At 69.4% G+C, this 23,947-nt stretch carries 21 protein-coding genes and 3 tRNA genes; 6 read left to right on the plus strand and 18 right to left on the minus strand.

The window, feature by feature from the left end:
• Positions 1–1,044, plus strand: coding sequence for a DNA polymerase III subunit delta (gene holA, locus H6693_02865; GenBank protein ID MCB9515113.1), 1,044 nt, complete (start codon positions 1–3; stop codon positions 1,042–1,044).
• Positions 1,045–1,110: 66 nt separating this feature from the next.
• Complete coding sequence (locus H6693_02870; protein ID MCB9515114.1) at positions 1,111–1,761, plus strand: hypothetical protein; 651 nt, start codon at positions 1,111–1,113, stop codon at positions 1,759–1,761.
• A gap of 69 nt (positions 1,762–1,830) precedes the next feature.
• Here the strand turns inward: H6693_02870 and H6693_02875 are convergent, their stop codons facing one another.
• The 5 genes from H6693_02875 to H6693_02895 form a co-directional block, all read right to left on the minus strand.
• Positions 1,831–3,333: a hypothetical protein gene (locus H6693_02875; GenBank protein ID MCB9515115.1), complete on the minus strand. Its 1,503-nt coding sequence runs from the start codon at positions 3,331–3,333 to the stop codon at positions 1,831–1,833.
• A 15-nt stretch (positions 3,334–3,348) separates the two neighbouring features.
• Positions 3,349–4,602: an outer membrane protein transport protein gene (locus H6693_02880; GenBank protein ID MCB9515116.1), complete on the minus strand. Its 1,254-nt coding sequence runs from the start codon at positions 4,600–4,602 to the stop codon at positions 3,349–3,351.
• Between the two features lie 36 nt (positions 4,603–4,638).
• Positions 4,639–6,432 carry a long-chain fatty acid--CoA ligase gene (locus tag H6693_02885; protein MCB9515117.1) on the minus strand — a complete coding sequence of 598 codons (1,794 nt, stop codon included), beginning with the start codon at positions 6,430–6,432 and terminating at the stop codon, positions 4,639–4,641.
• A 72-nt stretch (positions 6,433–6,504) separates the two neighbouring features.
• Positions 6,505–6,984: a hypothetical protein gene (locus H6693_02890; GenBank protein ID MCB9515118.1), complete on the minus strand. Its 480-nt coding sequence runs from the start codon at positions 6,982–6,984 to the stop codon at positions 6,505–6,507.
• Positions 6,985–7,202: 218 nt separating this feature from the next.
• A complete protein-coding gene (locus H6693_02895; protein MCB9515119.1) occupies positions 7,203–7,904 on the minus strand; it encodes a hypothetical protein in 702 nt (233 codons plus the stop codon).
• Between the two features lie 132 nt (positions 7,905–8,036).
• Between H6693_02895 and H6693_02900 the strand changes: the two genes are divergently transcribed.
• On the plus strand, positions 8,037–10,532 hold the full coding sequence (locus H6693_02900; GenBank protein ID MCB9515120.1) for a SpoIIE family protein phosphatase: 2,496 nt from the start codon (positions 8,037–8,039) through the stop codon (positions 10,530–10,532).
• Between the two features lie 501 nt (positions 10,533–11,033).
• Here H6693_02900 and H6693_02905 read toward each other — a convergent pair.
• The 7 genes from H6693_02905 to H6693_02935 all read right to left on the minus strand — a co-directional run bounded on the left by H6693_02905 (position 11,034) and on the right by H6693_02935 (position 16,304).
• Positions 11,034–11,106 (minus strand) — tRNA-Arg (locus H6693_02905).
• Positions 11,097–11,936 carry an RNA polymerase sigma factor RpoD/SigA gene (locus H6693_02910; GenBank protein MCB9515121.1) on the minus strand — a complete coding sequence of 280 codons (840 nt, stop codon included), beginning with the start codon at positions 11,934–11,936 and terminating at the stop codon, positions 11,097–11,099. Before H6693_02910 ends, H6693_02905 begins: the two co-directional genes overlap by 10 nt.
• A 33-nt stretch (positions 11,937–11,969) precedes the next feature.
• Positions 11,970–12,044, minus strand: a tRNA-Pro gene (locus H6693_02915).
• 62 nt (positions 12,045–12,106) lie between these two features.
• On the minus strand, positions 12,107–12,604 hold the full coding sequence (locus H6693_02920) for a small multi-drug export protein (GenBank protein ID MCB9515122.1): 498 nt from the start codon (positions 12,602–12,604) through the stop codon (positions 12,107–12,109).
• Complete coding sequence (locus H6693_02925) at positions 12,604–13,242, minus strand: protein-L-isoaspartate(D-aspartate) O-methyltransferase (GenBank protein ID MCB9515123.1); 639 nt, start codon at positions 13,240–13,242, stop codon at positions 12,604–12,606. Before H6693_02925 ends, H6693_02920 begins: the two co-directional genes overlap by 1 nt.
• 38 nt (positions 13,243–13,280) lie before the next feature.
• Positions 13,281–14,036, minus strand: a complete 756-nt coding sequence (surE, locus tag H6693_02930; GenBank protein MCB9515124.1) for a 5'/3'-nucleotidase SurE — start codon at positions 14,034–14,036, stop codon at positions 13,281–13,283.
• Positions 14,037–14,108: 72 nt separating this feature from the next.
• On the minus strand, positions 14,109–16,304 hold the full coding sequence (locus H6693_02935; GenBank protein ID MCB9515125.1) for a hypothetical protein: 2,196 nt from the start codon (positions 16,302–16,304) through the stop codon (positions 14,109–14,111).
• Between the two features lie 195 nt (positions 16,305–16,499).
• Here H6693_02935 and H6693_02940 point away from each other — a divergent pair, with 195 nt between their 5' ends.
• Positions 16,500–16,808: a hypothetical protein gene (locus tag H6693_02940; protein MCB9515126.1), complete on the plus strand. Its 309-nt coding sequence runs from the start codon at positions 16,500–16,502 to the stop codon at positions 16,806–16,808.
• Between the two features lie 316 nt (positions 16,809–17,124).
• Entirely contained in the window at positions 17,125–18,150 is a 1,026-nt protein-coding gene (locus H6693_02945; GenBank protein ID MCB9515127.1) for a hypothetical protein, read from the plus strand.
• A gap of 103 nt (positions 18,151–18,253) precedes the next feature.
• Here the strand turns inward: H6693_02945 and H6693_02950 are convergent.
• The 6 genes from H6693_02950 to H6693_02975 form a co-directional block, all read right to left on the minus strand.
• Positions 18,254–18,327 (minus strand) — tRNA-Pro (locus H6693_02950).
• Between the two features lie 51 nt (positions 18,328–18,378).
• Positions 18,379–18,804 carry a MerR family transcriptional regulator gene (locus H6693_02955; GenBank protein ID MCB9515128.1) on the minus strand — a complete coding sequence of 142 codons (426 nt, stop codon included), beginning with the start codon at positions 18,802–18,804 and terminating at the stop codon, positions 18,379–18,381.
• Entirely contained in the window at positions 18,785–19,834 is a 1,050-nt protein-coding gene (locus H6693_02960; GenBank protein MCB9515129.1) for an NAD(P)-dependent glycerol-3-phosphate dehydrogenase, read from the minus strand. Before H6693_02960 ends, H6693_02955 begins: the two co-directional genes overlap by 20 nt.
• Positions 19,834–20,460, minus strand: a complete 627-nt coding sequence (gene plsY, locus H6693_02965; protein ID MCB9515130.1) for a glycerol-3-phosphate 1-O-acyltransferase PlsY — start codon at positions 20,458–20,460, stop codon at positions 19,834–19,836. Before plsY ends, H6693_02960 begins: the two co-directional genes overlap by 1 nt.
• On the minus strand, positions 20,457–21,830 hold the full coding sequence (der, locus tag H6693_02970; protein MCB9515131.1) for a ribosome biogenesis GTPase Der: 1,374 nt from the start codon (positions 21,828–21,830) through the stop codon (positions 20,457–20,459). Before der ends, plsY begins: the two co-directional genes overlap by 4 nt.
• A gap of 43 nt (positions 21,831–21,873) precedes the next feature.
• A complete protein-coding gene (locus H6693_02975) occupies positions 21,874–23,229 on the minus strand; it encodes a DUF512 domain-containing protein (protein MCB9515132.1) in 1,356 nt (451 codons plus the stop codon).
• Positions 23,230–23,348: 119 nt separating this feature from the next.
• On the opposite strand from H6693_02975, the gene H6693_02980 reads away from it, so the two are divergent.
• Positions 23,349–23,918 carry a hypothetical protein gene (locus H6693_02980; GenBank protein MCB9515133.1) on the plus strand — a complete coding sequence of 190 codons (570 nt, stop codon included), beginning with the start codon at positions 23,349–23,351 and terminating at the stop codon, positions 23,916–23,918.
• The last annotated feature ends 29 nt before the right edge of the window (positions 23,919–23,947 follow it).

The following is a 23,947-nucleotide window of genomic DNA, read 5'->3' on the forward strand; positions in this document are numbered from 1 at the left end:
ATGGCCGCCCGGGGCGCGCGCAGCAGCTCGGATCCGCTCGCGCCCCTGCGCGCGGACCTCGCCAAGGGCATCCGCCCCAGCTACCTCTTCACCGGCGAGAGCGACTGGGTGCGGCGCGAAGCGGTCCGCCTTCTGCGCGACGCCTGCGTCCCCGAGGAGAGCCGCCAGTTCTCCTACGAGGAGCGCACGCTCGACCGCTTCGCCGACTGGGCCGAGATCGAGGCCCTGCTCCGCAGCTACTCCTTCTTCGATCCGCGCAAGCTCGTCCACCTCGAGGTCGGGAGCAAGCTCGACGACGACTTCCGCGCGGCGCTGTCCCGCTTCCTGGACGAGGCGCCCGGTCAGAACGTCCTCTGCCTCAGCGCGCCGAACCTCGAGCAGCTGATGGCGGCCAAGAACCGCGTCGTGAAGCAGAAGGGGCTGGCGCTGAAGTTCGAGAACATGAGTGCCGCCGCGTTGACCGACTGGACCGCCGCGCGCCTGCGCGAACAGGGACTGGACTTCGCCCCCGGCCTGCCGGCGCGCCTCGTCGCCGCGCTGCCGCCGGACCCCGGCGAGATCGCCGGCGAGATCGACAAGCTGCGCCTCGCCTGCCCGCCCGGGCACCGCCTCCAGCCCGCCGACCTGGATCGCCTGGTGGGCGTGCAGCGCCTCGAGGACGTCTGGCGCCTCACCGAGCTGCTGCGCCCGGGCCGCGAGGCCGAGGCGATGGCCCTGCTCCACGAACTGCTCGGCAGCGGGCTCGGCTTCAAGAGCATGCTGGGCGCGCTGAACTACAGCATCACCATGCTGCTGCGCGCACGGCTGCTGCTGGACGAGGGACTGCCGCCCGCCCGCGCCGCCGCGGCGCTGCCCACCTACCCGCAGCGGGCGCGGGAGGCCGTCGACCGCGCGAAAGCCCTGAAAAAGCGGGAACTCCTGACCTGGATCCTCAATTTGCAGAAGCTGGACGTCCGGCTGCTGCACGGCTCCGCCGCCCTGGAACGGGAGCTCGTCGAGATCACGCTGCTGGCCTCCCTGCGCGGCGAGGCGCTTCGGGGCTGAGCCCTTGCCCCGGCGACCGCCGGCTGATAGCTTTCCGCATTCCACCCGCAGACCTGGAGAGAACGCATGCGCGCACTGCTGATCGCCGCCACCGCCGTCCTGCTGGCCGGGGCGCTGGTCCCGGACGGCCCCACGTCGGCCCGCGAGATCCTCGACAACGACACCGTGGGCGCGGCGCGGGACTCCCTCTGGCAGGAGGGCCACAACTACCGCCAGTGGATCTACGACCAGAACTTCATCGGCGACGACAACGCGAACCTCGACCCGGAGATCAGCTTCCTGGCCGACGGCCGCGTGCGGACGCATCCCTCGCGGGTCTACTTCTACGACGATCTCGACGTCGCCTTCCGCAAGGCCAAGGACACGGGCCTGCCGCTCGCCTTCTACATCTTCGATCACACCTGCAGCGACTGCCTCTTCGTCCTGCCCCAGCTCTATCGCATTCCCGAGGTGGTGGAGGCGAGCAAGGACTTCGTCAACTGCTACGTGGAGCTGCCCCGGCAGCGGCGCGAGGCCATGGATGCGGGTCTGATGACGTCCTCGCTCACGGTGCAGTTCTTCCTGCCGGGCGGCCGCCGCCTGCGCGTGGTCACCAGCCCGGACGACGAGAAGCTCCTGAAGAGCTACGCGGACATCAAGGCCTACGTCGCGGACCTGGCCGAGGACGAGCTCTACCAGGAGCCCCGCCGGATGAGCACGTCCCGCAGCGGCTACTAGCGTCGGCGTCCAAACGAAAACGCCGGGGAGTCGCTCCCCGGCGTTTCGCGTATCCAGCGCCGCGGCCGCTCAGGGCTGCAGCGTCGACGGCAGATCCACGTGAAGCTTGCCGGCCAGCTGCGGCGACTCGGCGCGCGGCAGGATCGGCACGCTGGGCAGGGCGAGCGTGGAGCCCCAGGTGTCGTTGATGACGTCGATGAAGGCCTGCGCCACCCTCACGTAACCGACCGCGCTGGGGTGCACGCCATCGAGGCTGAACAGCCCGCCGGTGACGAACTCCGCCGTGTAGGTCTCCTCGTCGAAGGTCCAGCCGTTGGCCGCCACGTCGGCGAGGATCGCGTAGGCGTCCACGACCGGCAGGTCGTCATCCGCGGCCCGGGCCGCGATGGCGTCGTTGTAGGCCGTCGTCGCAGCCAGGATCGACGTCACCTCGTCGGCCACCAGGGTCAGCGCGCCGGGGATGGGCTCCGCGTGGTGGGGGAAGGCCACCGGCAGGGCCGCCTCCGCCTCGGACTGGCTCATGCCCTGCGCCATCAGCGCGCCGATGAGCACGGCGTCGGGAATGCCCATGCCCTGCTCGAGGTCGGGCGTCCCATCGGGCTCGGAGTCGTAGCTCAGCAACTTGATGGTGACGAGATCGCCCGACTCCAGCTGGTAGGTGGGCGCCTTGTCCGCGGCGATGAGGCCGATGAACTGGATCCCCGCCGTGCCGGGGTCGCCGTCCACGGGGTTCTGATCCGCGTCGAGCACGAACCAGGGCACCGTGGTGAAGAACGGAACGGCCGTCACCGGCGGAACGTTCGCCAGCACGATGGCCTTGTTCGGCACGTTCGCCACCAGCGCGTCGATGAGCTGGTCGTAGAGGAAGCTGAAGGTGGGCGCGTCGACGAGCGGCGTTCCGTTGCCGGCGGTGGCGGCGCCGAGGATCTCGTTGTTGCCGATCCAGACGGTCATGAAGGTCGGCTGCAGCATCAGCGCCTGCCCGAGCGGGGTGAGATCCGCGGCGGGGGCGCCGAGGGCCGTCCAGTCGATGTCCGCGTTGCGCAGGATCATGTCGAAGTACGTGTTCTCGCCGCCCGCGCTCGTCGCCGCGTCGGTGGCCTGCAGGAGATCCACCGTGAGCGCCCCGGGAACGCCGAGGTTGTTGTAGGGCAGGGTGAGGCCGGCGTTGAGCAGGGCCGGGGCGCCGCCGCTCCAGGGCGTCGGGCCGAGGACGGCGTCGCCGGCGTCGTCGAAGGTCACCTGCAGGTGGCCCACGGGGAGGCCGGAGTCGTGCTCGGCGTCATAGTAGCCGGGGGAGGCGATGAGAGGCTGCTCGAAGGGCGTCCCCATGGCTTCGGCGAGCAGGGAGGGGAAGCTCCGCTCCTGCGCCTCCGCGTAGAGGGCGCCGGACTGGTAGCCGCCCGTCAGCGAGTTGCCCAGCGCGACGTAGGTGCTGAAGTCGGCCGTGCCCCAGTCGGGCGCGGGCGCCTGGAGCGCCGTCTCGTCCGGCGCGAAGAGCGAACAGCCCGCAAGCGCCAGGCTCAGGGCCGCCAGCGCGAGAATGGCCGTGCGTCGGTTGCGCAAGTTCATGGCTCTGCTCCTTGGCTAGAAGTGGTAGGTCAGGCCGAGGCCGAACAGGTTCGTGTAGTTCTGGTAGTCGCCGTTGTAGCCGTCCCAGTTGTCGCGGATGTTGCGGTCGGCGAAGAACAGGAAGAGGTTGTAGACGTCGAGCTCGACGTTGCCGACCTGATAGCCCGCGCCGATGGACAGCCCCTTGCGATTCGCGTCGGGCAGCACCGGCCCCACGCTGCCGGTGGGCTGGGGGCTCTCGTCGTAGACGAAACCGCCCCGCAGCGCCAGCTCGGGCGTGGCCGCGAACTCGGCCCCGAAGCGGTACTGGCTCGTGTCCTCGTACTCCTCGCGGATGCTCTTGTCGTTCTCGGGCGACTCGGTGAAGTGGAACTCGAGCTTCTCGAAGGTGCTCCACTGCACCCGGTTGAAGTTGAACTCCAGCATCAGCCGATCGTTCACCTGCGTGGCGATGCCGAGAGAGAACATGCTCGGCAGCGGCAGCGTGGTGGTCACGCCCCCGTTCGGCGGCAGCGGCGCGTTCTCGACGAGCGCCGTGAAGACGGCGTCGCCCGTGAAGTCCAGATCGACCTTCGACTTGTAGCTGAAGCCGAGCGTGGTGTTCTCGGCGACGTCCACCATCAGGCCGGCGTTGAAGCCCACGGCCCAGTCGCTGTCGCCGCTGAGCTTCGCCGTGCCCAGCTCCGTGGCGTTGGGCAGGTTCTCGACGATGTTCTGGTTCAGCTCCACGCTGCCCTTGACCAGGTTGAGTCCCAGGCCCGCCCTCACGCGCTCGGTGGGGGCGAAGGCGACGGTGGGGGTGATGAAGTACGTCTTCAGTTCGGTCTTGGTGGCGATGTAGCGCCCCGAGTAGTTCGTCGGATCCTGCCACTCCACCGCCAGGCCGTAGGGGGTGTAGAAGCCGATGCCGGCGCTCCACTGCTCGTTGATGCGCTGGGCCACGTAGGCCTGGGGCAGGAAGAACATGGGGTCGTCCAGGCGCTCGGTCACCCCGAAGCCCGGGTTGGGATCGACGCCGCTGAACTCCGTGTAGGGATTGATCACGGTGAAGTCCACCGTGGCCTGTCGGCCTTCCAGCCAGCCCAGGCCGGCGGGGTTGAAGAAGATGGCCGTGGGATCCTCGGCGCTCGCCGTGAGCACACCACCCATGGCCGAACTGCGGGTCCCCATCTCCCAAACCGCGAAGCCCGCGGCCCAGGCGCCGCTCGCGCAGGCGAGGAGCAGGGCGGCCGTCGTCACCGTCAGCAGACGCGATGCCGTTCCTTTCATGAAGCACCTTCTCCGGTTGTTGAGGAGCGCCAGCACTCAGCGTTCCTCGGGGTAGATCGTGGCGATGAGATCAGCGTACTTCTCGAGGACCCGGCGGCGCCGCACCTTGAGCGACGGCGTGAGTTCGCCGGCCTCGAGCGTGAGTTCCTGATCGAGCAGGCGGAACTGCCGCACCTGCTCGAAGCGCGCCAGCGACTCGTTGTAGCGCTGCACGCGACGGCTGAAGAGATCCTGGACGCGCGGCTCGTTGATCAGGCCCTTCATGGACGTGTAGATGATCGCCTTGCGCTTGGCGTACTTCTGGAGCGTCTCGAAGTTGGGCACGATCAGCGCCGCGATGAACGGTCGCCGATCGCCGATGAGGACGCACTCGCTGATGAACTTGTCCTGCTTGAGCATGTTCTCGATGGGCTGCGGCGCGACGTTCTTGCCGCCGGCCGTCACCAGCAGATCCTTCTTGCGGTCGGTGATGCGCAGGAAGCCCTCGTCGTCCAGCTCGCCGATGTCGCCGGTGGCGAACCAGCCATCGGCGTCGATCGCGGCGCGCGTCGCGGCGTCGTTGCGGTAGTAGCCCTGCATCACATGGGGGCCGCGCGTGAGGATCTCGCCGTCCTCCGCGATCCGCACCTCGATGCCAGGCAGCGTCCGGCCGACGGTGCCGAGCTTGATCGCGCTGAAGGTGTTCGCCGTGATGACGGGACTCGTCTCCGTCAGGCCGTAGCCCTCGAGAATCGTCAGCCCCGCCGCATAGAAGAACTTCGCGATCTCGGGCGCCAGCGGCGCGCCGCCCGAGATGAAGAAGCGCATCTCGCCGCCGGTGCGCTGCTTCAGCTTACCGAAGACGAGCCGCTGCGCGATCCCGTAGCTCCGCGCGAGGCCGCCGGGCACCGGCCTGTGGGCCAGGCGCAGATCGGCCCAGCGCTCGCCGGTCTTCTTCGCCCAGAAGAAGATGTTCTTCTTCACGAAGCCGCCGGCCAGCGCCGTGTCGAGGATGCGGGCGTACATCTTCTCGTAGAGCCGTGGCACCGAGACCATCACCGTGGGATGCACTTCCTGCAGGTTCTGCGGCACCGTGTCGATGGACTCGGCATAGGCGATCGACGCGCCGGCGAAGAGCATCGTGTAGTAGCCGGCCATCCGCTCGAAGATGTGGCTCAGCGGCAGGAAGCTCAGCGCCGTGTCCCTGGAGCTGATGTCGAAGATCTCCAGGGCCGCGAGGACGTTGCTGACGATGTTCCAGTGGCTCAGCACTACGCCCTTGGGGTCGCCGGTCGTCCCCGAGGTGTAGATGAAGCTGCACGGATCACCCGGAGCCACCGACAGCGCGACGCGCTCGATCTCGGCGGCGCCTGCCGCGTAGCGCGCGGCGCCCTGGGCGCGCAGTTCCTCGAGGCTGAGCACGCCCGACGCGCGCGCACCGTCGATCTGGATGATGGCCTCGAGGCTGCGGACCTGCCCGCGGACCTCGAGCACCTTGGCCGCCTGGGCTTCGTCGGCCACGACGACAGCGCGCGCGCCCGCGTCGTTGAGGATGTAGGCGATCTGCTCCGGCAGGAGCGTCGGATAGATCGGCACGTTGATGCCGCCCAGGAGCAGGATCCCGTAGTCGGCGACGGCCCATTCGAGCCGGTTCGGCGACAGCAGCGCCACGCGGTCGCCGCGGCCGACGCCCAGCCCGGACAGGCCCAGGGCGGTTTCGAAGCACAGTCGCTCGAACTCGGCCGCCGGAACGGCTTCATAGACCTGATTCAGCTTGCGCTGGAACGCCTTGGGATTGGAGATCTTGCGAGTGGCGTGCAGGAGCAGTTCGTTCAGCGTCCTGACGCTCATGGCCGACGCTCCGGAGCGCCGCCAGCGGCCCCCCTCACCTTGGGGCGAATCCTGTGGTTAACATAATATACATTATGCGTCATCGCCTTCATTCCCCTCGTCGCGGCGGCCGTCGCCGCCAGTCACGGGTGGATCCGGCACGCGATGCTCCAGGTGACCGATCCACGGCAGCGGCAGCTGTTCGCCGGCCAGGGCCCGGGTGAAGCCCAGCACCGCGAGGCCGAGGATCGGCAGCCAGACGGCGAGTCTGAGGAGCAGCATGAGAATCAGGCCGAGGAAAGGGATTCGCCCCAACGTCACCTCGACGAGCCACAGGGCCAGCGCGGCGCTGAGTTCGAGCGCGAGCAGAAGGATCCCCTGCTTGGCGTGGAAGAGCGCGAAGGGGCGCCTGCCGCGGAAGAAGTACGGGAGCAGGCACAGGACCGACACGTAGGACACCGCTGCGGCCCAGCGGTCCCCGCTGTCGCCGTCCACCGACCGTGACGCCCCCTTGCGGGCGGCGTCGCCATCGACCTCGATGTCCACCTGGCTGTGCGGCGGCTGCTCGTTCAACGGCCTACCTCGCGTGGCGCACCCGGCATCCCCGGCGACTCGTGAGCGGCGGGGGACCTTGCCCTTCGGATCCGCCCACGACCCGCGCGAGCAGTCCAGCCCCCCATCGCCGACTGCGATCGGAGCGAGAATTCCAGCTTTGTTGGTGGAAGTCAATGTAAAGCGACGGTGAAGCGCGCGGCGCGCGCTTCACGTTCGACTTCACTTGAGGGCAAGGCTCAGGACTGCTTGACCTGGTCGAGCGCCTCCAGGAACTGCTGCACTTCCTGCTGCGTCTGCTCGTCCACGTGATCTTCGATCCGCGTGAACACCTGCCGCGCGAGGTCGAAGTAGCCGTTGTCCATGTAGGTCTGCCCGGCCTGATAGAGCCAGGCGTTCGCCTGGGCGCTGTCGACCTTGGCGGACGACGCGAGATCCACGAGCATGTCGGCCTGCACCTTGTAGCGCCCCACGCCCGCGTTGCAGGTCGCGAGCCCGAGCTTCGCGGCGAGCGCGAACTGGCCGTTGGACTCCGCCTTGAGATAGCGTTCATAGTCCTGCTCGGCCTCTTCGTACTTGCCCATCTGCTCGCGGCAGTAGCCGACGTAGTAGATGGACCACTTGCCGACGTCCTTGCCGCCGTTCTCGCTCTCGATGGCCATGAAGGCCTGCTCCGGCGCGCCGAAGGCCATGGGGTCTGTGCCCTGCATGGCCACCTCGAGCTGCTTGAGCGCGGTGGAGAACGCCTGCTGCGCCTCCTCGTTGCCGAGGTGCATGGCGCGCTTGCCCCAGGTCACACCGAGGACCAGGAGGACCAGCACCACGAGTCCGCCCACGATCAGGCGCTGGTGCTCGCGGAGCATCTCCCCGTAGTGGAAGACGATGTCGACGAACTTGTCGTCCTTGAGGCGTCTCTTGCTGATCCGCTTGGCGGCGCTCACGCTCACTCCTCGGCTGGGCCCATCGGGCGCGTTGCAGGCAAGACGTGGAATCTACCACGGGAGCCCTGGGGCCGCAAGATCCTGTCGCCATGGACGTTGACAGCCCCCCCGTCCACGCGGTCAAATAGTGTCATGTCCACCCGACGCTCATCGGCCTGGCGGCTCTTCCCCGCCCTCGCGGTGCTGGCCCTGCTCGCGCTGGCGCTGAGCGGCCTCTCCGAGCGCTGGTCGGGGCCGGACCTCCCCTTCCGGCTGCGGCGGCTGCAGGTCGTCCCCCACGACCCCGCGGGGCCCAGCCTGGCGCCGCTGCGGGCGGGCGACCGTCTGATCGCCGTGAACGGGCGCATCCTCCGGCGCGACGGCTCCGCGCTCGGCGCCCTCGCCGGCGCCCTGCGCCAGGGCCCCGCCTGGGTCCAGGTGGAGCGCGGCGGGGTGCGCCAGGAGCTGCGCCTTCGCCGGCAGGCGCCGGAGCCGGTGCGGCGCCTGGGCTGGACGCTCCGCACGCTGGCCGCGGCGCTGATCTTCCTCACGGGCTACTGGGTGCAGTGGCGTCGTCGCGATCCGCTGGCGAGGCTCTTCTTCGTGCTCACCCTGCTCATCGGCTCGCTCCTGGCCCTGGATCCTCGTCTCGGGCCCGGACTGCCCGCACGACTGCTCGAATGGAAGGGCGATCTCTTCGCGCTGATGCTGCCGCCGGTGTGGCTGCACTTCATCGTCCTGTTCCCCGAACGACGGGCCCGGCCGCTCTGGCTGCGCCTGCTGGTCTTCCTGCCCCCGGTGGCCCTCGGGCTGCTGGTGGGCGTGGCGATCCTGCAGGACCTGCCCATGACGCGGCCGTCCTCGCCGGCGCGCGAACTGCAGACCGTCGGCAACCTGCTCAGCCTGCTGCTTCTGCTGCTCGGGCTGGGCGTCCTGGTCCTCAAGGCCTTCCGTCGCAAGTACCGTCGCGAGCAGCGCCGCCTGCGTCTCGTGCTGCTCGCGGCCACGCTAGGGCTCCTGCCGCTCGTGGCCTTCCACCTGCTTCATCTGCTCCTGCCGGGGCGCCGCCTGGGCCTGGCCGACTGGACACCCCTCTTCCTCACCCTGCTGCCCGTGAGCTTCGCGCTGGGCATGCTCGGCCCCGACCTTCCCGCCCTGCAGCGCCGCGCGACCCTCCTGCGCCGCTACCTCCTCAGCGGGGCGCTGCTGCTGCTGCTCTTCGGCGCGCTGCGGCTCGCCCTGCACGCGCTGCGGCCCGAGCACGAGGGCCTCGGCGAGGCGGTGTTCCTCGACGTCCTCGCCCTCGTGCTCGCGATGCCGCTGCACCCGCCGTTGCTGCGCCGGCTGAACCAGCGCGACCGCCGGGTCGACGGCAACCCCTTCGTCGACTGCCTCCGCTGGCTCGCGCCCCCGCGCTACTTCACCGATCGGCCCGAGATGAGCCGCGCCCTGCTGCCACGTCTCGGCTGGGACGCCGACGCGGCCTGGGCGCTCTGGCTCGAGCGCGAGTCCCCCAACCGCTGGCAGGTGCGCGAGCGGTGGCAGCGCGAAGGCGGTCCCGCGCACTCGATCACGGTGCCCGAGCCCGGCGTGGCCATGACCCTGCCCGCCGGACTCGAGCGATCGCTGCTCGGCAAGCGCTTCTTCCTGGCCGCCGAGCAGTGGGACCCCTACTGGGCGCGCAGCCTGCTGGGCGAGGAGGCTCTCCCCTACTGCAAGGCGCGTGACTGGGCGCTGCTGCTCTGCCTCGCGGCCGACAGCGAACAGCCCGCGCTGCTCGTGCTGGGGCCGGCGTGCTCGTCGGGCCTCTACGACGCGAACGTCGTGGAAGGGCTGCAGACACTCGTGGCCCCGCTGGAGCTCCACCTGCGCAATCTGGCGCTGCTGGCCAGGGCGGCCCGGGACGAGCAGCTGCGCAGCGAGATGGACCTCGCTCGCAAGATCCAGCTCAGCCTGCTCCCGCGGAACACGCCGAGCCTCGGCGGTGTCGAGTTGGCGGGACGCATGCGCACGAGCAGCGACGTCGGCGGGGACTACTACGACTACCTGGAGCTCGACGGCCGACGCCTCGGCCTCGCCCTGGGCGACGCCACCGGGCACGGCGTGCCCGCGGCCATGCTGATCTCGTCGGTGGCGCTGGCCTTTCACACGCAGGCCGCGGAAGGCCAGCGTCCCGCGACGGTGCTCGGCGCCATGAGCCAGTCCCTCGGCCGGCTCATCACCGATCGCAGCCGCAGCCGCGGAGCCTTCGCGGGCTTCTTCTATGCCCTCCTGGACCGCGACACGTCGCTCCTGCGCTTCTGCAACGCGGGGATGCCCTCGCCCTGGCTCCTGCGCGGCAGCGGCCGGCTGGAGCGCCTGCAGCGTGGCGGGCAGCTCCTGGGCGTGAACGACGGCCGGCCGTACCTCCAGGGCACGCTGCGCATCCACCCCGGCGACCTGCTCTTCCTGCGCTCCGACGGACTCGAGGAGCAGCAGGACGCCCACGCGGTCCCCTACGGGGAATCCCGCCTGGCCGATTGGTTGCGATCGCGCAAGGATCTGCCGCTGGAAGCCCTTTCCGACCAGCTTCTGGAGGAGTTGGATCGCTTCGGCGGCGGCGTCCTCCACGACGACATCTCGTTTGTATTCATGCGTTTAAGCGCTTAATTACCCGTTTGTAGCAATCGGGGCACGGGCCTTGCTATCGCCAAGGTGTACATCTCGGCCGAGATCCTGAGGAAAGGAGGAGAACCCATGTGGGTGTTCTTCTGCGAGTTACTGGATCTCTTCTGGTGGTTGCGAGACTGATAGCGAGAGGTTCACATGCCCTTCGAGCGCTAGGCGCCCTCCGCAGCGGGGGGCGCCGGTTTTTTTGCCCCCGCGACGTAATGGAGTGTTTCCATTCGCGACAAGATTGCTATTACGGATGAAATTCGGCCATTCGGGATATCCCGAAATAATTACGCGAATCGCGTTGACAGGTCTGGGGACCGCTGCTAGAGTGCCGGTTGAGTGGGCTCCACTGGGAGTACGTGACCCCGTATCCTCATGCATCTCAGCGAAGCGATTGCCGCACGAGCCTCTGAAGGGTGGGACGTCATACGTACTCAGCGGTGAGCCCCTCGTTTTTTTATGCCCCTACCTCTCGCATCCCGCCCACAATCCAGGTGCCCCCGGCAGGACTCGAACCTGCCCCTCCGGTTTAGGAGACCAGTGCTCTATCCGCCTGAGCTACGGGGGCGAGTCTCCTGGCAACTCCGCCGCGTCCTCGCTGACTAGCAGCAGCCGCAGCTTGCGGAGCGCCTTCATCTCGATCTGCCGCGCGCGCTCGCGCGTGACGCCGAATGCGCGGCCCGTTTCCTCCAGCGTCTGGAACTCGCCCCGCGACTCGAAGCCGTAGCGGATGCGCAGCACCGCGCGCTCCCGCGCCGAGAGCTTGTCCATGAGCCGATGCACGCGCTCGTGCTCGAGCTGCAGCGCCACCACGTCCTCCGGCGTGCGGCCGACGCGGTTTTCCTCCGGCGTGTACAGCTCCTTCATCGCGCCCTGGCTCATGAGCAGATCCAGCGACAGGATGCCCACCACCAGGTTGCGCACCAGATGCGCCTTGCGCTCGGTGCAGTGCAGCCGCTGCGCCAGCTCCGCATCCGACAGTCCGGCCAGCTCGCCGTCGCGCATGGACAGGCGCGAGAAGCGGTTCACCAGCTGGAAGACGTGGAAGGGGATGCGAATCGTGCGCCCCTGATTCGCCACCGCGCGGGCCATGGCCTGCTTGATCCAGTAGGACGCGTAGGTGGAAAAGCGGAAGCCCCGATCCGGGTTGAACTTCTCCACGGCGCGGATCAGGCCCAGATTGCCCTCTTCCACGATGTCCATGAGCGCCACGCCGCGACCCGTGTAGGAGCGCGCAATGCTCAGGACGAGGCGCAGGTTGCTGACGATCAGGTCGCGCCGCGCCTGGGGATCCCCCGCGCGCACCCGTCGGGCCAGGGCGCGCTCCTTCTCGGGGCCCAGCACAGGGATCCTGGAGATCTCCCGCACATAGACGGACTCGAAGTCGCCCGCCGTCATGGCTTCTCCGGTAACTGGAGCGATGAAAAAGGGTCGGGGTGAGAGGATTCGAACCTCCGACCTCCTCGTCCCGAACGAGGCGCGCTAACCGGGCTGCGCTACACCCCGACACGGCGCAAACATAAGTCATGGAAACTGGGGTGTAAAGGGGCATTCCCTGCCAGCTTGCCTCAGAGCGGCAGTTTCGTGAAGACGCCGATCCCCGCCGCCCAGGCCAGGCTGACCACCAGCCCCGCCAGGCAGACGCCCAGGACGATGGCCGGCAGCGACCGCCGCAGGGGCAGGCCGAAGACGTAGGCCGCGGCCGCGCCCGTCCAGGCGCCCGTCACGGGCAGAGGGATGCCCACGAAGAGCACCAGGCCCCAGAACTCCACCCGCTCGATCATCGCGCCCTTCCGACGGCTGCGGGCGAAGACCCAGTCGAGGAAGCGCCGCGCCGGCCCCCATCGCCCCACCGTCCTCTCCAGAGGCCCCAGCAGCAACAGGATCGGCAGGATCGGCACGAGGTTCCCCACTACCGCGAGCAGGTAGACCTGCGCGTAGCCGAGACCGTGGACCGACACGCCGAACGGAATCGCGCCGCGCAGCTCCACGATGGGCAGCATCGCCATGAGCAGCACCGAAGGTCCGGCGGGCAGGCTGCGGATCCAGTCCAGGAGCGCGTGCATCAGCTCGCCCCCGCCGACTGGCCCGCGGCGCCCCCCACCGTGCGGCTGAGCATGGGCACGAAGGCGCAGGCCCCCAGATCCTCCTGGTAGGCGCGGTCGCCCTCGAGGCGGAAGCGTGTGAGACGCTGCCCACCCTCCGCACCCAGCGGCGCGACCAGCAGACCGCCCTCCGCCAGCTGGCCAAGCAGTCCCTCCGGCAGTCGCGGCGGCGCCGCCGTGAGCAGGATGCGCGCGAAGGGCGCGGCCTCCGGCCAGCCGAGGTAGCCGTCGGCGTGACGCGCCTGGATCCGCGCTTCGAGACCCAGCGCGCTCCACAGGGGACGCACCCGCTCCACCAGCCCCCCCACGCGCTCGACGGTGTAGACCTCCGCGCCCAGCAGCGCTAGCAAGGCCGCCTGGTAGCCCGAGCCGGTGCCCACCTCGAGCACGCGCAGGCCCGGCTTCAGGACGAGCGCCTCGCTCATGCGCGCGACGACCTCCGGGTGCGAGAGCGTCTGCCCGTAGCCGATGGGCAGCGCGTCGCGCCCGTAGGCCCGCGCGCCCAGCGCGGCGTCCACGAAGCGGTGACGCGGCAGCTCGGCCATCGCACCCAGCACCAGCTCGCCCGCGAGCCCCTGGGCCCGCAGCCGGGCCACCATGCGCTCGCGGGCGACGGCGAAGTCCTCGGCGGCAGCGTTCACGCGCGCTCCTCCACCCAGTCCGCGAGGCCGGCGAGCCGCGAGTGGGCGGTGATATCAAGGCTGAGCGGCGTCACCGAGATCTTCGCCTGGTGGTGCACCGCGTGGAAGTCCGAGTCGTCGCCTGGACGCCAGGTGGGCTCCTCGCCGCCGATCCAGAAGTACTCGCGGCCGCGGGGGTCCTCCTTGCGCAGGATGACGTCCCCGTAGTAGCGGCTGCCGAGGCGGGTCACCGCGACGCCGCGGATCTCCGCGTGCGGCAGGTTCGGCACGTTGACGTTGAGCAGGGTTCCCGGCCGGGTCAGGCGCTCGGGCGCGTTCTCCACCAGGTCCGCGATGAAGCGCACGCCGCCTTCGAAGTTCTGGTTGCGGAAGGCCGCCACCGAGACCGCGATGGCCGGCACGCCCAGGATCGCGGCCTCGATCGCCGCGGCCACCGTGCCCGAGTAGTGGACGTCCTCGCCCATGTTGGGGCCGTGGTTGATCCCCGAGAGCACGAGGTCCGGCGGCGAGGTCTGCATCAGGCCGTTGATCGCCATGAGGACGCTGTCGGCCGGGGTGCCGTCGACGGCGTAGATGCGGTCGCCCAAACGGTGCCGGCGCAGGATCGTGTGCAGGGTCAGGCTGTGGCTGGTGGCGCTCTGCTGCGAAAGCGGCGCGACGACCCACAGCTCGCAAAGAGGCTCGAGCGCTTCGCGGAGCGCGTTCAGGCCGCGGGCGTGGATGCCGTCGTCGTTGCTGAGTAGGATGCGCATGGACTCTCCCGCAAGGCGTGACGAAGCGGCAGTCTAGCGCATCGCCACGCGCCTGGGGAGAGGAAATGCGCGCTACTTCAGCAGGGTGAGCCGGCGCCAGCGCGTTTCGTCGGCGGCCGTCAGCCGGGCCAGGTACACGCCCGACGGCAGGACCGTGCCCGTGTCATCGCGCCCGTCCCAGCGCAGACTCAGGTGCCCGGCCGGGCGCCTGTCGTCCAGCAGCGTTCGCAGCTGGCGGCCCGCCAGATCGTAGATGGCCAGCGTGACGCGCCCCGCGCGCGGCAGCTCGAGCTCGAGCGTGGTGGCGGGATTGAAGGGGTTGGGCCAGCTGGCGAGGGAGGCGTGCGCCGCGGGGAGCGGATCGCCGGCCGCCGTCTCGCCGCTCGTGATCTCGTCGATGAACCACGCCTTGTTCTCCGGCGTCACCAGCACGTGCGGCTGGTTCTCGACCGGGTAGTAGAGCGCGTCGAAGGGCGTGTGGGCCAGCAGGTCGCCCGCGCCGGCGATGTCGAAGAAGGGATCCGCGCTGTCGAGCGCCAGCGCGCTCACCGTGGGGATGAAGCAGTGGCTCTGGTAGAGGGCCACGATGTCGCCGTAGGGGGCCTGGCTCTCGTCCATCTCCTGCAGCGACGCGCGCGAGCCGCCGGGCGCCCCATCCAGCGGCAGCGTGCCGCTGACGGTGACGTTCATCGCATCGTCGTTCAGCGGCCAGATGCGATCGATCAGCCCCTCGAAGATGATGTGGCTGTTGCCGGCCGGCACGGCCCAGACGTTGCCGTTGATGTCCACCAGGAAGCTCCGATACGTGTAGTCTATGAGCTGCTCGCCCGGCACGAAGCCCTGGGTCTGGCCGGTGCCGCTGCCGTTGGCCACCGCCACCTTGCGCAGGTTCTGCGGGTAGTCCCCCACCGCGGCCAGATCGGCGAGGAGCACGGCGCGCAGCGGGTCGGGCTGGCCCTGTCCCGTGGGCGGGCTGGTGTGATGATAGAGCAGCATCTGGCGCGAGGCGGGGCGGTCGAGGCGGCTCAGCAGGTGCGACGCGTCCGCCGACTCGCCGCTGAAGAAGTCCAGCCAGTACTGCACGCCGAGCGGGATGTCCGCGCCGTTCTGGGGCGAGTCGAAGCTGATGAAGGTGCTCACCCGGTGCGGCTCGCCCGCCTGCTCCATGCTGGCGAGCGCATAGCGCGCCACCAGCCCCCCCATGCTCGCGCCGATGATGACGAACTCCTGCCCCGGGTCCGCGAGCGCCGCCTGCACCTGCTCGATGAGCGTCACCAGCAGGTAGGCGTTGCGCTGGATGTAGTCGGTGGACTCGGTGAAGTTGAGCACGACGGCGTCGTAGCCCATCGCGCGCATGTCCTCCAGGAGGTTCTCCTGGTTCAGCAGGTCGTAGAGCTCGTCCCAGCCCATGATGTTGTCGAGGTCCAGACCTTCCACGATGACCACGGGCTTCTCCACGGTCGCATGGCCGGGCGCGAGGTAGACGTAGGCCTCGCCCGTGGCCACGGCGCCGCCGTAGGGCGTGTCGGCCGTGAGCGGCCAGAGCGTGTCGTAGGGCGGCGCCTGCAGGTCGCGCACGTCGAGCGTGAAGCGCGCGTAGCGGCGCGCGCCGTCGGCGGACGTGGCGCGCAGCGTGAGCGTCTTGACGCCGCGGCTCGCGTAGCGCACCAGGAAGGGCGTGTCGAGCGCGAGAGCGCGGAAGCCGAGGCCGTCGCCGGCGTCGAGCGCGAGCGTGGCGGCGGGGACGTCCGCCGTGCGCAGGAGCTGCTCCCGGCGCAGGATCAGGCGCAGGCCGGCGCCGTGGTAGGTCCAGTCGCGCAGCAGCGCCGCCGCGACGAGGGGCTGCGTCGTGGTGGGATCACCCGCGCCGGTGGGTACGAGCTGTTCGCCCTCCCAGCGCAGGAGGCCCGTCTCGAGCGCATCGCCCTCGATGCGCGCGATGCGCGCGTCGATGAGCGCCAGCGGCAGGAGCGTGGGGTCGTCACCGGGACGGGCGGCGTCACGCAGGGCCTCGACGTCCGGCCAGGCAGCGGGCCCGCCGGCGGCTTCGAGTTCGAAGGCGAGCTGGCGGAGTCGCGCGGGGCCGATGGGCGGCGTTCCCGGGCCGCCGTCGAGGGCGGGGGAGTCCGCCAGGTCGAGCACGCGGTCGAGAAGGATGGCGCCGGGCGCGAGGCGCGCCGTGGCGGACTGGAGAGAGGGATTCACCGCGGCCGCCACGAGGGCGGGCAGCATAGCCAGAGCGAGGCTGAAGGCGAGCAAGCGGCGCATGGCGGCCTCCGGGGAGGAGTGAGGGGGTGGCCGTAGGAGCTTGGCGTTCTCAGAGCATAGCGCGTCCGGACGGATGCGGGAAGGGCTGGGTGACCGCGTCGCCGCATTCATGGATTGAGCATCTTCCCGCCCTGATGCATCATCGACCCGCGCTGACTCCCCCGAGAGGTGATGGCAATGGGTCTTTCCGCCTGGATGCTCGAGAAGTTCGTCTGGGAGAAGCTGGTCGCTGCGCTCGTGGCGATCCTGCATTTCTTCACCGTGATCATCGCGGCCGGCGCGGACAATGGCGCGCTGGTCATCGCCCTGGATCCCGCGCTCTGGCTAGTCGAGCAGCTGGGCAAGGCCCTCCACGCCGAGACCGAAGAGATCTTCTTGATGCTTGTGATCGGCAAGTTCCTGACGTCGGCATGGGTCGGCGTCCTCGCCTATCTGCTCTTGCGTTGGAGGCGTCGGAACGCGAGGACACGCGCGATTCCCGGGAGAATCCGTAGACGGTCCTAGCCGCGATTCGCGCGCTCGCGAGATGGCCCTCTCGCGCGTTGACACGCGGGGGATACCTCAGGGTCGTGGGGACCGGGCCTTGACCGACGATCACCTGCACCCATCCAGCCCACACCTCAACGCCATGGAGCGTGGCAGACGTATCCCGTCTGTCCCAGCGCCCGCCCGGCGCCGAATCCTCGCCGCGCGGGTCAGATTAGTACTACCAGCGTTCGTCATTGGCAATGGGAAGGCAATCAGTAGCTTGTCGCGAGCAATCGGACCTGGTAGCCTTGTCTGGCTGTCGAGGCCCGCCTCCGGCGAAACGAGGTCAAGCATGCGCTCCATCGCCCTGGTCGTCATCCTTGCGCTCTGCCCGTCGCCCCTCCTTGCCGCCCTGATCAGCGTGCCGGCAGACTACCCCACCATCTTCGAGGGTGTCGGCGCGGCGGTGTCAGGCGACATCGTCGAAGTGGCGCCAGGCCAGTACTACGACTGCACGCACTTGCCGGAAGGGTATTCTGCGCCCTACTACTGCGTCATCATGAAATCGGGGGTGACGCTGCGCGGGGCCACGGGGGACCCAGCTGATGTCGTGATTGATGCCGAGGGCATCGGGAAGGGAATTGCCTGCGGGACGGATGGCAACGGAGTCTCCGATGTCGTCATCGAGGGCGTTTCCATCGTCAATGGATGCTGTAGCCAGGGAAACGCCATCACGGTCTCCGAACACTCCTCTGTTTCGATCTACAACTGCATCTTCGCCTTCAACCAAGGGAACTACGGGGGAGCGGTCAGCGCCCAGCTCGATTGCACTCTGATCGTGACTGGCTGTCTTTTCGACCGGAACAACAGCGTGTTGGGTGCTGGGCTCTACCTGTTCGGGGGAGGTGGATGGATCTCCACCGCAACCGTATCCAACTGCACGTTCACTCGGAATTCTGCGACTGCGGGTGGATGGGATGCGGCGGGTGGCGGCGCGTTCGTGTATGGATCAGGGCTCCACGCCTCTTTCGCCAACTGCCTCTTTGCGTTCAACGCTCAAGGTGCTGCCATTGGTACCGACCCATCATCGCCAGTAGGCCAGCTCTCTGTCACGTGCACCGACATCTTTGGAAACGCCGGCGGCGACTGGGTGAACATCGTCGCGGGCCAAGCGGGAGTCAGCGGCAATCTCTCTGCAGACCCAGAATTCTGCGACCTCATTGGCAGCGGAGACTTCGCCCTTCGAAGCGACTCGCCCTGCGCCCCTGGCAACCACCCGGATGGGTGGGACTGCGGCCTGATCGGAGCGCTCGATGTCGGTTGCGAAGCCGTGTCGGCGGAAGCGGCGAGCTGGAGTCGGGTGAAGTCCCTGTACTAGATCGCCAGCGCCGCGAGACCGAGGGCTTGCCGTGGCCGATCCATGCGGCCGGAAACAGAAGAGAGCCGCAGGCAAAGCGCTTGCGGCTCTTCAGCTTCTCAGGTCGGGGCGACTGGATTTGAACCAGCGACCACTTGCCCCCCATGCAAGTGCGCTACCGGACTGCGCTACGCCCCGAACGGCCCCGATATATAGCAACTTGGGGCCGGGCTGACAAGGGGGCGGGCGCTACTTTCCCCCCAGGAGCTTGCGCAGGGCGATGAGCTCGTCCCGGATGTCCTTCAGCGCCTGCCGCTGGTCGGCCCGGGCGAAGGGGATCTCGAGCTGATCCACCAGCTCCCGCACCTTGCGGGTTTCGGCCAGCTTCTTCTGGGCGCCCTTGATCGTGTAGCGCTCCTTGTGCAGCAGCGTGCGGATGGCCAGGGCGAGCTCCACGTCCCGCTCCCGGTAGACCCGGTTCCCCGCGCTGTTCTTGCTCGGCTTGAAGCTGGGGAACTCGGTCTCCCAGTAGCGCAGGACGTGGGGCTTGACCCCCGCCAGCTCCGCCACCTCGCTGATGCTCCAGTAGAGGCGGCCGACCTCTTTCTTGCGCCGCGACGACTTGGCCTCGGGATCGGGCTTGGCCCGGGCCCGCTCAGGCTTCCCTGCGGGCATGACTCCCTCCTTTCCGGATCTCCGGCGCGGGGTCGCGCTTCATGAGCTCCCGGATCGCGAGCTGCGGATCCTTGCCGGCGAAGAGCACGGCGTAGACCTGCTCGGTGATGGGCATCTCCACGCCCTCCTGCCCCGCCATGGCGTGCAGGGTGCGCGTCGTGTGGACGCCCTCGGCCACCTGCACCATGTCGGCGAGGATCGCGTCGAGGCTGCGTCCCTGTCCCAGTTCCTCGCCCACGTGGCGATTGCGGCTGTGCTGGCTGAAGCAGGTGGTGACGAGATCGCCCACCCCCGCCAGGCCCAGCAGCGTCTGCCGGTCGCCCCCGTGGGACTCGATGTAGCGGCCGATCTCGGCCAGGCTGCGGCTGATCAAGGCGCCCTTCGTGTTGTCGCCGAGCCCCACGCCGTCGATGATCCCCGCCGCCACCGCGACCACGTTCTTGAGCGCCACGCCCAGCTCGGTGCCCGTGCGATCCTCGTTGACGTAGACGCGCAGCGCGTCGCTCGAGAAGGCCCGCTGCAGCGCCGCGCGCGCCGGGCTCTCCGCGCCCGCCAGCACCAGGGCCGTGGGCAGTCCGCGCGCGACCTCCTCGGCATGGCTCGGTCCCACCAGGACCAGGAGCCGTTCGGCCAGGGGGCCGACCTCGTCCTCGATGGCCCAGCAGAGGCTACGGCCCGTCTGCGGATCCAGCCCCTTGGCCGCGAGGATCCACGCGGCGTTCGCGGGCAGCGCGCCGCTGGCCTTCACCCGCGCGGCCACCTGGCGCAGCACCTGGCTCGGCACCACCAGGAGCAGTGCCTCCGCTCCGGCCAGTGCGGCGTCGAGATCCGTCGTCGCCGCGCGGCAGACCGCCGCGGGCAGCTCCACGCCGGGCAGGTACTTCTCGTTGCGGCAGCTCGCGCGGATGGGCTCGATCTCCTCGGCGAGATGGCCCCAGAGCGTCACCGTGTTGCCGCCTTCGTGCAGCGCCTTCGCCAGCGCGCTGCCCCAGCTTCCGCAGCCGAGAATCGTGACGCGGACGCCGTCCATCACGCGCCTCCCTTCCGCGAGGCGCTCAGCCGCGGCTCCTGGCCGCGCAGCAGGCGTCGCAGGTTGCTGCGGTGGCGGACCCAGATCAGGACCGCGATGAGCAGGGCGAAGCCCAGCAGGACGTGCTCGTCCGGCCGCCGCCACAGCAGCAGCAGCGGCAGCGCCGTGGCCGCCGCGAGGCTCGCCAGCGAGACGATCCGCCCCAGCAGCATCACCACGAGGAACACGGCCAGCGCCAGACCCGTGGCCGCGGGGGCCAGCCGCAGGAAGACGCCCGCGCTCGTCGCCACGCCCTTGCCGCCTCGAAAGCCGAGGTAGGGCGTGAAGCTGTGCCCGAGGATCGCCGCGAGGCCCGCGGCCACCGGCAGCCAGGCGGCCGCGCTCGGCGGGCCCAGCCGCTGCGCCAGCGCCACGGCCACCCAGCCCTTGAGGATGTCCAGCGCGAACACGCCCACGCCCCAGCCCCAGCCCAGGTGACGCACGACGTTCGTGGCGCCCAGGTTGCCGCTGCCCACGTCGCGCAGGTCCACGCCGCGCGCCATGCGTCCGGCCAGGTAGCTGAAGGAGATGCCCCCCAGCAGGTAGGCGGCCAGCAGGAGGCCGACGCTCGCGAGCGGCGCGCTCACGAGACCTTCCGCTCGCGACGGGTGCGCGCGCGCAGGTTGAGCCGCACGGTACTCCCCTCGAAGTCGAAGTTCTTGCGGAACTGGTTGATCAGGTAGCGCCGGTAGCTCTCGTGCACCCACTCGGGGTTGTTCACGAAGAGCGCGAAGCTCGGCGGCGCGGAGCCGGTCTGCGTGACGTAGTAGAAGCGCGCGGTGCCCCCGCGCGTGTGCCGTGGCGGGCGGCGAGCGACGGCCGTCTCGAGGAAATCGTTGAGCATCGACGTGGAGAGCTTCTGCCCCCGCTTCTCGTAGACGCGGAAGGCGGTCTCCAGCACCGTGTGGATCCGCTGGTGCGTGAGCGCCGAGATGAAGAGGATCGGCGCGTAGCCGAGAAAGGGCAGCGCCTCGCGCACGCGCAGCACGTACTCGCCGGTGCTGCTGTTGTCCTTCTCCACCAGGTCCCACTTGTTCACGACGATGATCACGCCCTTGCCCTCTTCGTGGGCGTGCTTCGCAATGCGCAGGTCCTGCTCGGCGAAGCTGCGGCTGGCGTCGAGCGTCATGAGCACCACGTTCGCGTTGTCGATGGCCGACAGGCTGCGCAGATTGCTGTAGACCTCGAGCCTCCGCTTGACCTTGGTCTTCCTGCGCAGGCCCGCGGTGTCGATGAGCAGCACCTCCTGCCCGTGCCAGCGCAGGCGGCTGTCGACGGCGTCGCGCGTGGTGCCGGGCACGTCGCTGACGATCATGCGCTCGTCGCCCAGCAGCGCGTTCACGATGCTGCTCTTGCCCACGTTGGGACGGCCCACCACGGCCAGCCGCAGTTGCTGCTGCATGGCCGCGCCCGTGGGCAGCGGCGGCACCAGGGCCAGCAGGCGCTCCCAGAACACGCCCACGCCCGTGCCGTGCAGCGCCGAGATGGGCAGCGGATCGCCGAGGCCGAGGGAGTGGAAGTCGTGCACGCCGTATTCGTCCTCGGCGCGTTCGACCTTGTTCACGAGCAGCCAGACCTTGGCCGTGTGCCCGCGGAGCAGCTTCGCCACGGCGAGGTCCTCGTCGGTGACCCCGGTGCGCACGTCGGTGAGGAAGATGAGCAGGTCGGCCTCGTCCAGCGCGGCCAGCGCGCTCTCCTTGGTCTTGACGGAGAGCTCGTCGTCGTCGAAGCCGATCCCGCCGGTGTCCACCACCCAGAAGCGGCGGCCGTCGTGGGTCACCTGGGTGACCAGACGGTCACGCGTGACCCCCGCCCTGGCGTGAACCACGGCGAGACGCTGCCCCGCCAGGCGGTTGAAGAGCGTGGACTTGCCCACGTTGGGGCGGCCGATGATGGCGATGGTCGATACAGGCGGCACTTGAGACGTCCTGCGGAAGGTCCTGTCGCCTAAAGCGATAGGCGGACCTTAGCAAGGCCGCCTTCGCCGCTTCAAGCGCTTTCTAGTTCGAGTGACGCGCGAAGTCCGCCAGCTCGGCGAGCAGCCCCGCCGCCGGCACCCGCACGGGCAGGTCGCAGCGCGCGCGGAATTCCTCGAGGCTGAGGTCGTCCAGGAAGCGCCCGCCGGCGTTGAGGGTATTGGGCGGAAGCACCAGCAGGTCCAGGTCTTCCGGAAGCTGCGACCGCCCCGCCAGCAGCTCCTCCCCCGGCAGGAGCCCGCTCACGGTGATTCCCGACCCGAAGAGCCGATTCTCGAGACCGCGCACTTCGAGGGAGAGACCGGGCAGCGCGCCCAGGGCGGGCAGGAGCGTCTCCCGAAAGAGCTGCTCCCCCAGCTTGCCCGTGAGGAGCCCCACGCGCAGCGGTCGCGGCGGCGCGATCCACTCCTGCGCTTCCGTCAGCACCGTGTCGACGAAATCGCGGCTCATGCCGATGCCGTTGTCGTAGAGGAAGAACTCCTCGTAGTCCTCCATGGCCGGCAGCGGGCGCCGCGCCTGCAGGTAGAACTCGTCGGCGAGATGCACGAAGCGCGTCCCGTGCTCCGCCGCCAGCCGGCGCTGCCAGCCCTCCACCTGCTCGATGACCCGCGCGCAGCCCGCGTCGTCGAAGGCGTGCAGATCGGTGAGGCGGTCGCGGTGCGCGGTGAGTCCCACCGGCACGATGCCCAGGCTCTCGATGCCCGGGTGGAAGGCCGCGAGGTCGGCGAGGGTCCGGTCCAGCGCCGCGCCGTCGTTCCAGCCCGGCACCAGCACCACCTGCGTGTGGATGCTCACGCCCCCGTCCAGCAGGCGGCGGATGAGCGCGAGGACGTCACGGCTGCGCTTCAGCCCCAGCAGCCGGTTGCGCAACGCCATGTCGGTGGCGTGCACGCTGAGATAGACCGGGCTCAGGTGCTGCTTCACGATGCGCTCGAGCTCGTGCTCCCGCGCGAGGGCCAGCGTGACGTAGTTGCCGTAGAGGAAGCCGAGGCGGTAGTCCTCGTCCATGAAGTAGAGGTCCTCGCGCAGGCCCTCCGGCATCTGGTGGATGAAGCAGAACACGCAGTCGTTGCCGCAGGTCTTGAACTGCAGCGGCTCGAACTCCAGCGACTCCCGCTCCAGCAGCTCGCCCGCGATGGTCACGCGCCGCTCCGCGCCGTCCACGTCCTGCACCGTCAGCTCGGGCTCCATGCTGAAGGCGCTGTAGTAGTGGAAGTCGAGGACGTCCTCCAGCGCGTGGCCGTCCACCGCCAGCACCCGCTCCCCTGGCGCCAGGCGATCGGCGAGGCCGGGCCCCACGGCGGTGAGCCGCAGGCCGGGCTCGCCGCCGGCCGGCGCGATGCGCAGCCCGGGGTGACGGGAGGAGCGGATGAGCTTCACGATGGGTCCTTCCCGCGGGGGTGTCCCCACATTCTAGGGCCTCGTGGCGGGAACGCAAGCCGCGGGCTTGGAGAGCGACGCCCCGCGTGCTAGCTTTCGGCCAGCTCCTGGAGGTGACCATGCGTCTACGTGCCGCCGCACTCGCCCTCGCGATCCTCTGCGCCAGCGTCCCGGCCTCGGCCGCGACGGACATGATCGGCCTCTACACCGACCTCAGCGCCAGCAGCTGCAGCGCCCCGCTCACGCCCTACCAGGCGGTGACGGTCTACGTCATGGCCACGCTGGACCGCCTCGACGCCGTGAGCGCCGCCGAGTTCAGCCTCGACGGCTACCCCGGCAACCCCGGCTACCCCCTCGGCCAGTGCACCGCCGTGTGGGAGTCGCCGCTCACCATCGGCGACCTCGACGACGACTTCACCCTCGCCTTCCTCGGCGATGCGGTGAGCGGCTCCCCGGTGCTCCTCGGCACCCTGGAGTTCCTCGCCTACTCGGAGAACTGGGTCGACGGCGACCACCGGATGACCGTGGTCCGCGGCGCGGAGAAGCAGAACATCGTGCTGGTGGACGGCGACTACGAGGAGCACGACGTCCTGGGCGGCGAGTTCACCTTCAACTGCAGCGGCACCTGCAACTGCGGGCTCGGCGGCGCCGAGGCGGCGTCGATCAGCGAGATCAAGGGACGCTACTAGCCCCAAGCGAAACGCCCGGCCTGGCCGGG

It is taken from the genome of Candidatus Latescibacterota bacterium (assembly GCA_020633725.1).
In the GTDB taxonomy this organism is placed as follows: domain Bacteria; phylum Krumholzibacteriota; class Krumholzibacteriia; order JACNKJ01; family JACNKJ01; genus VGXI01.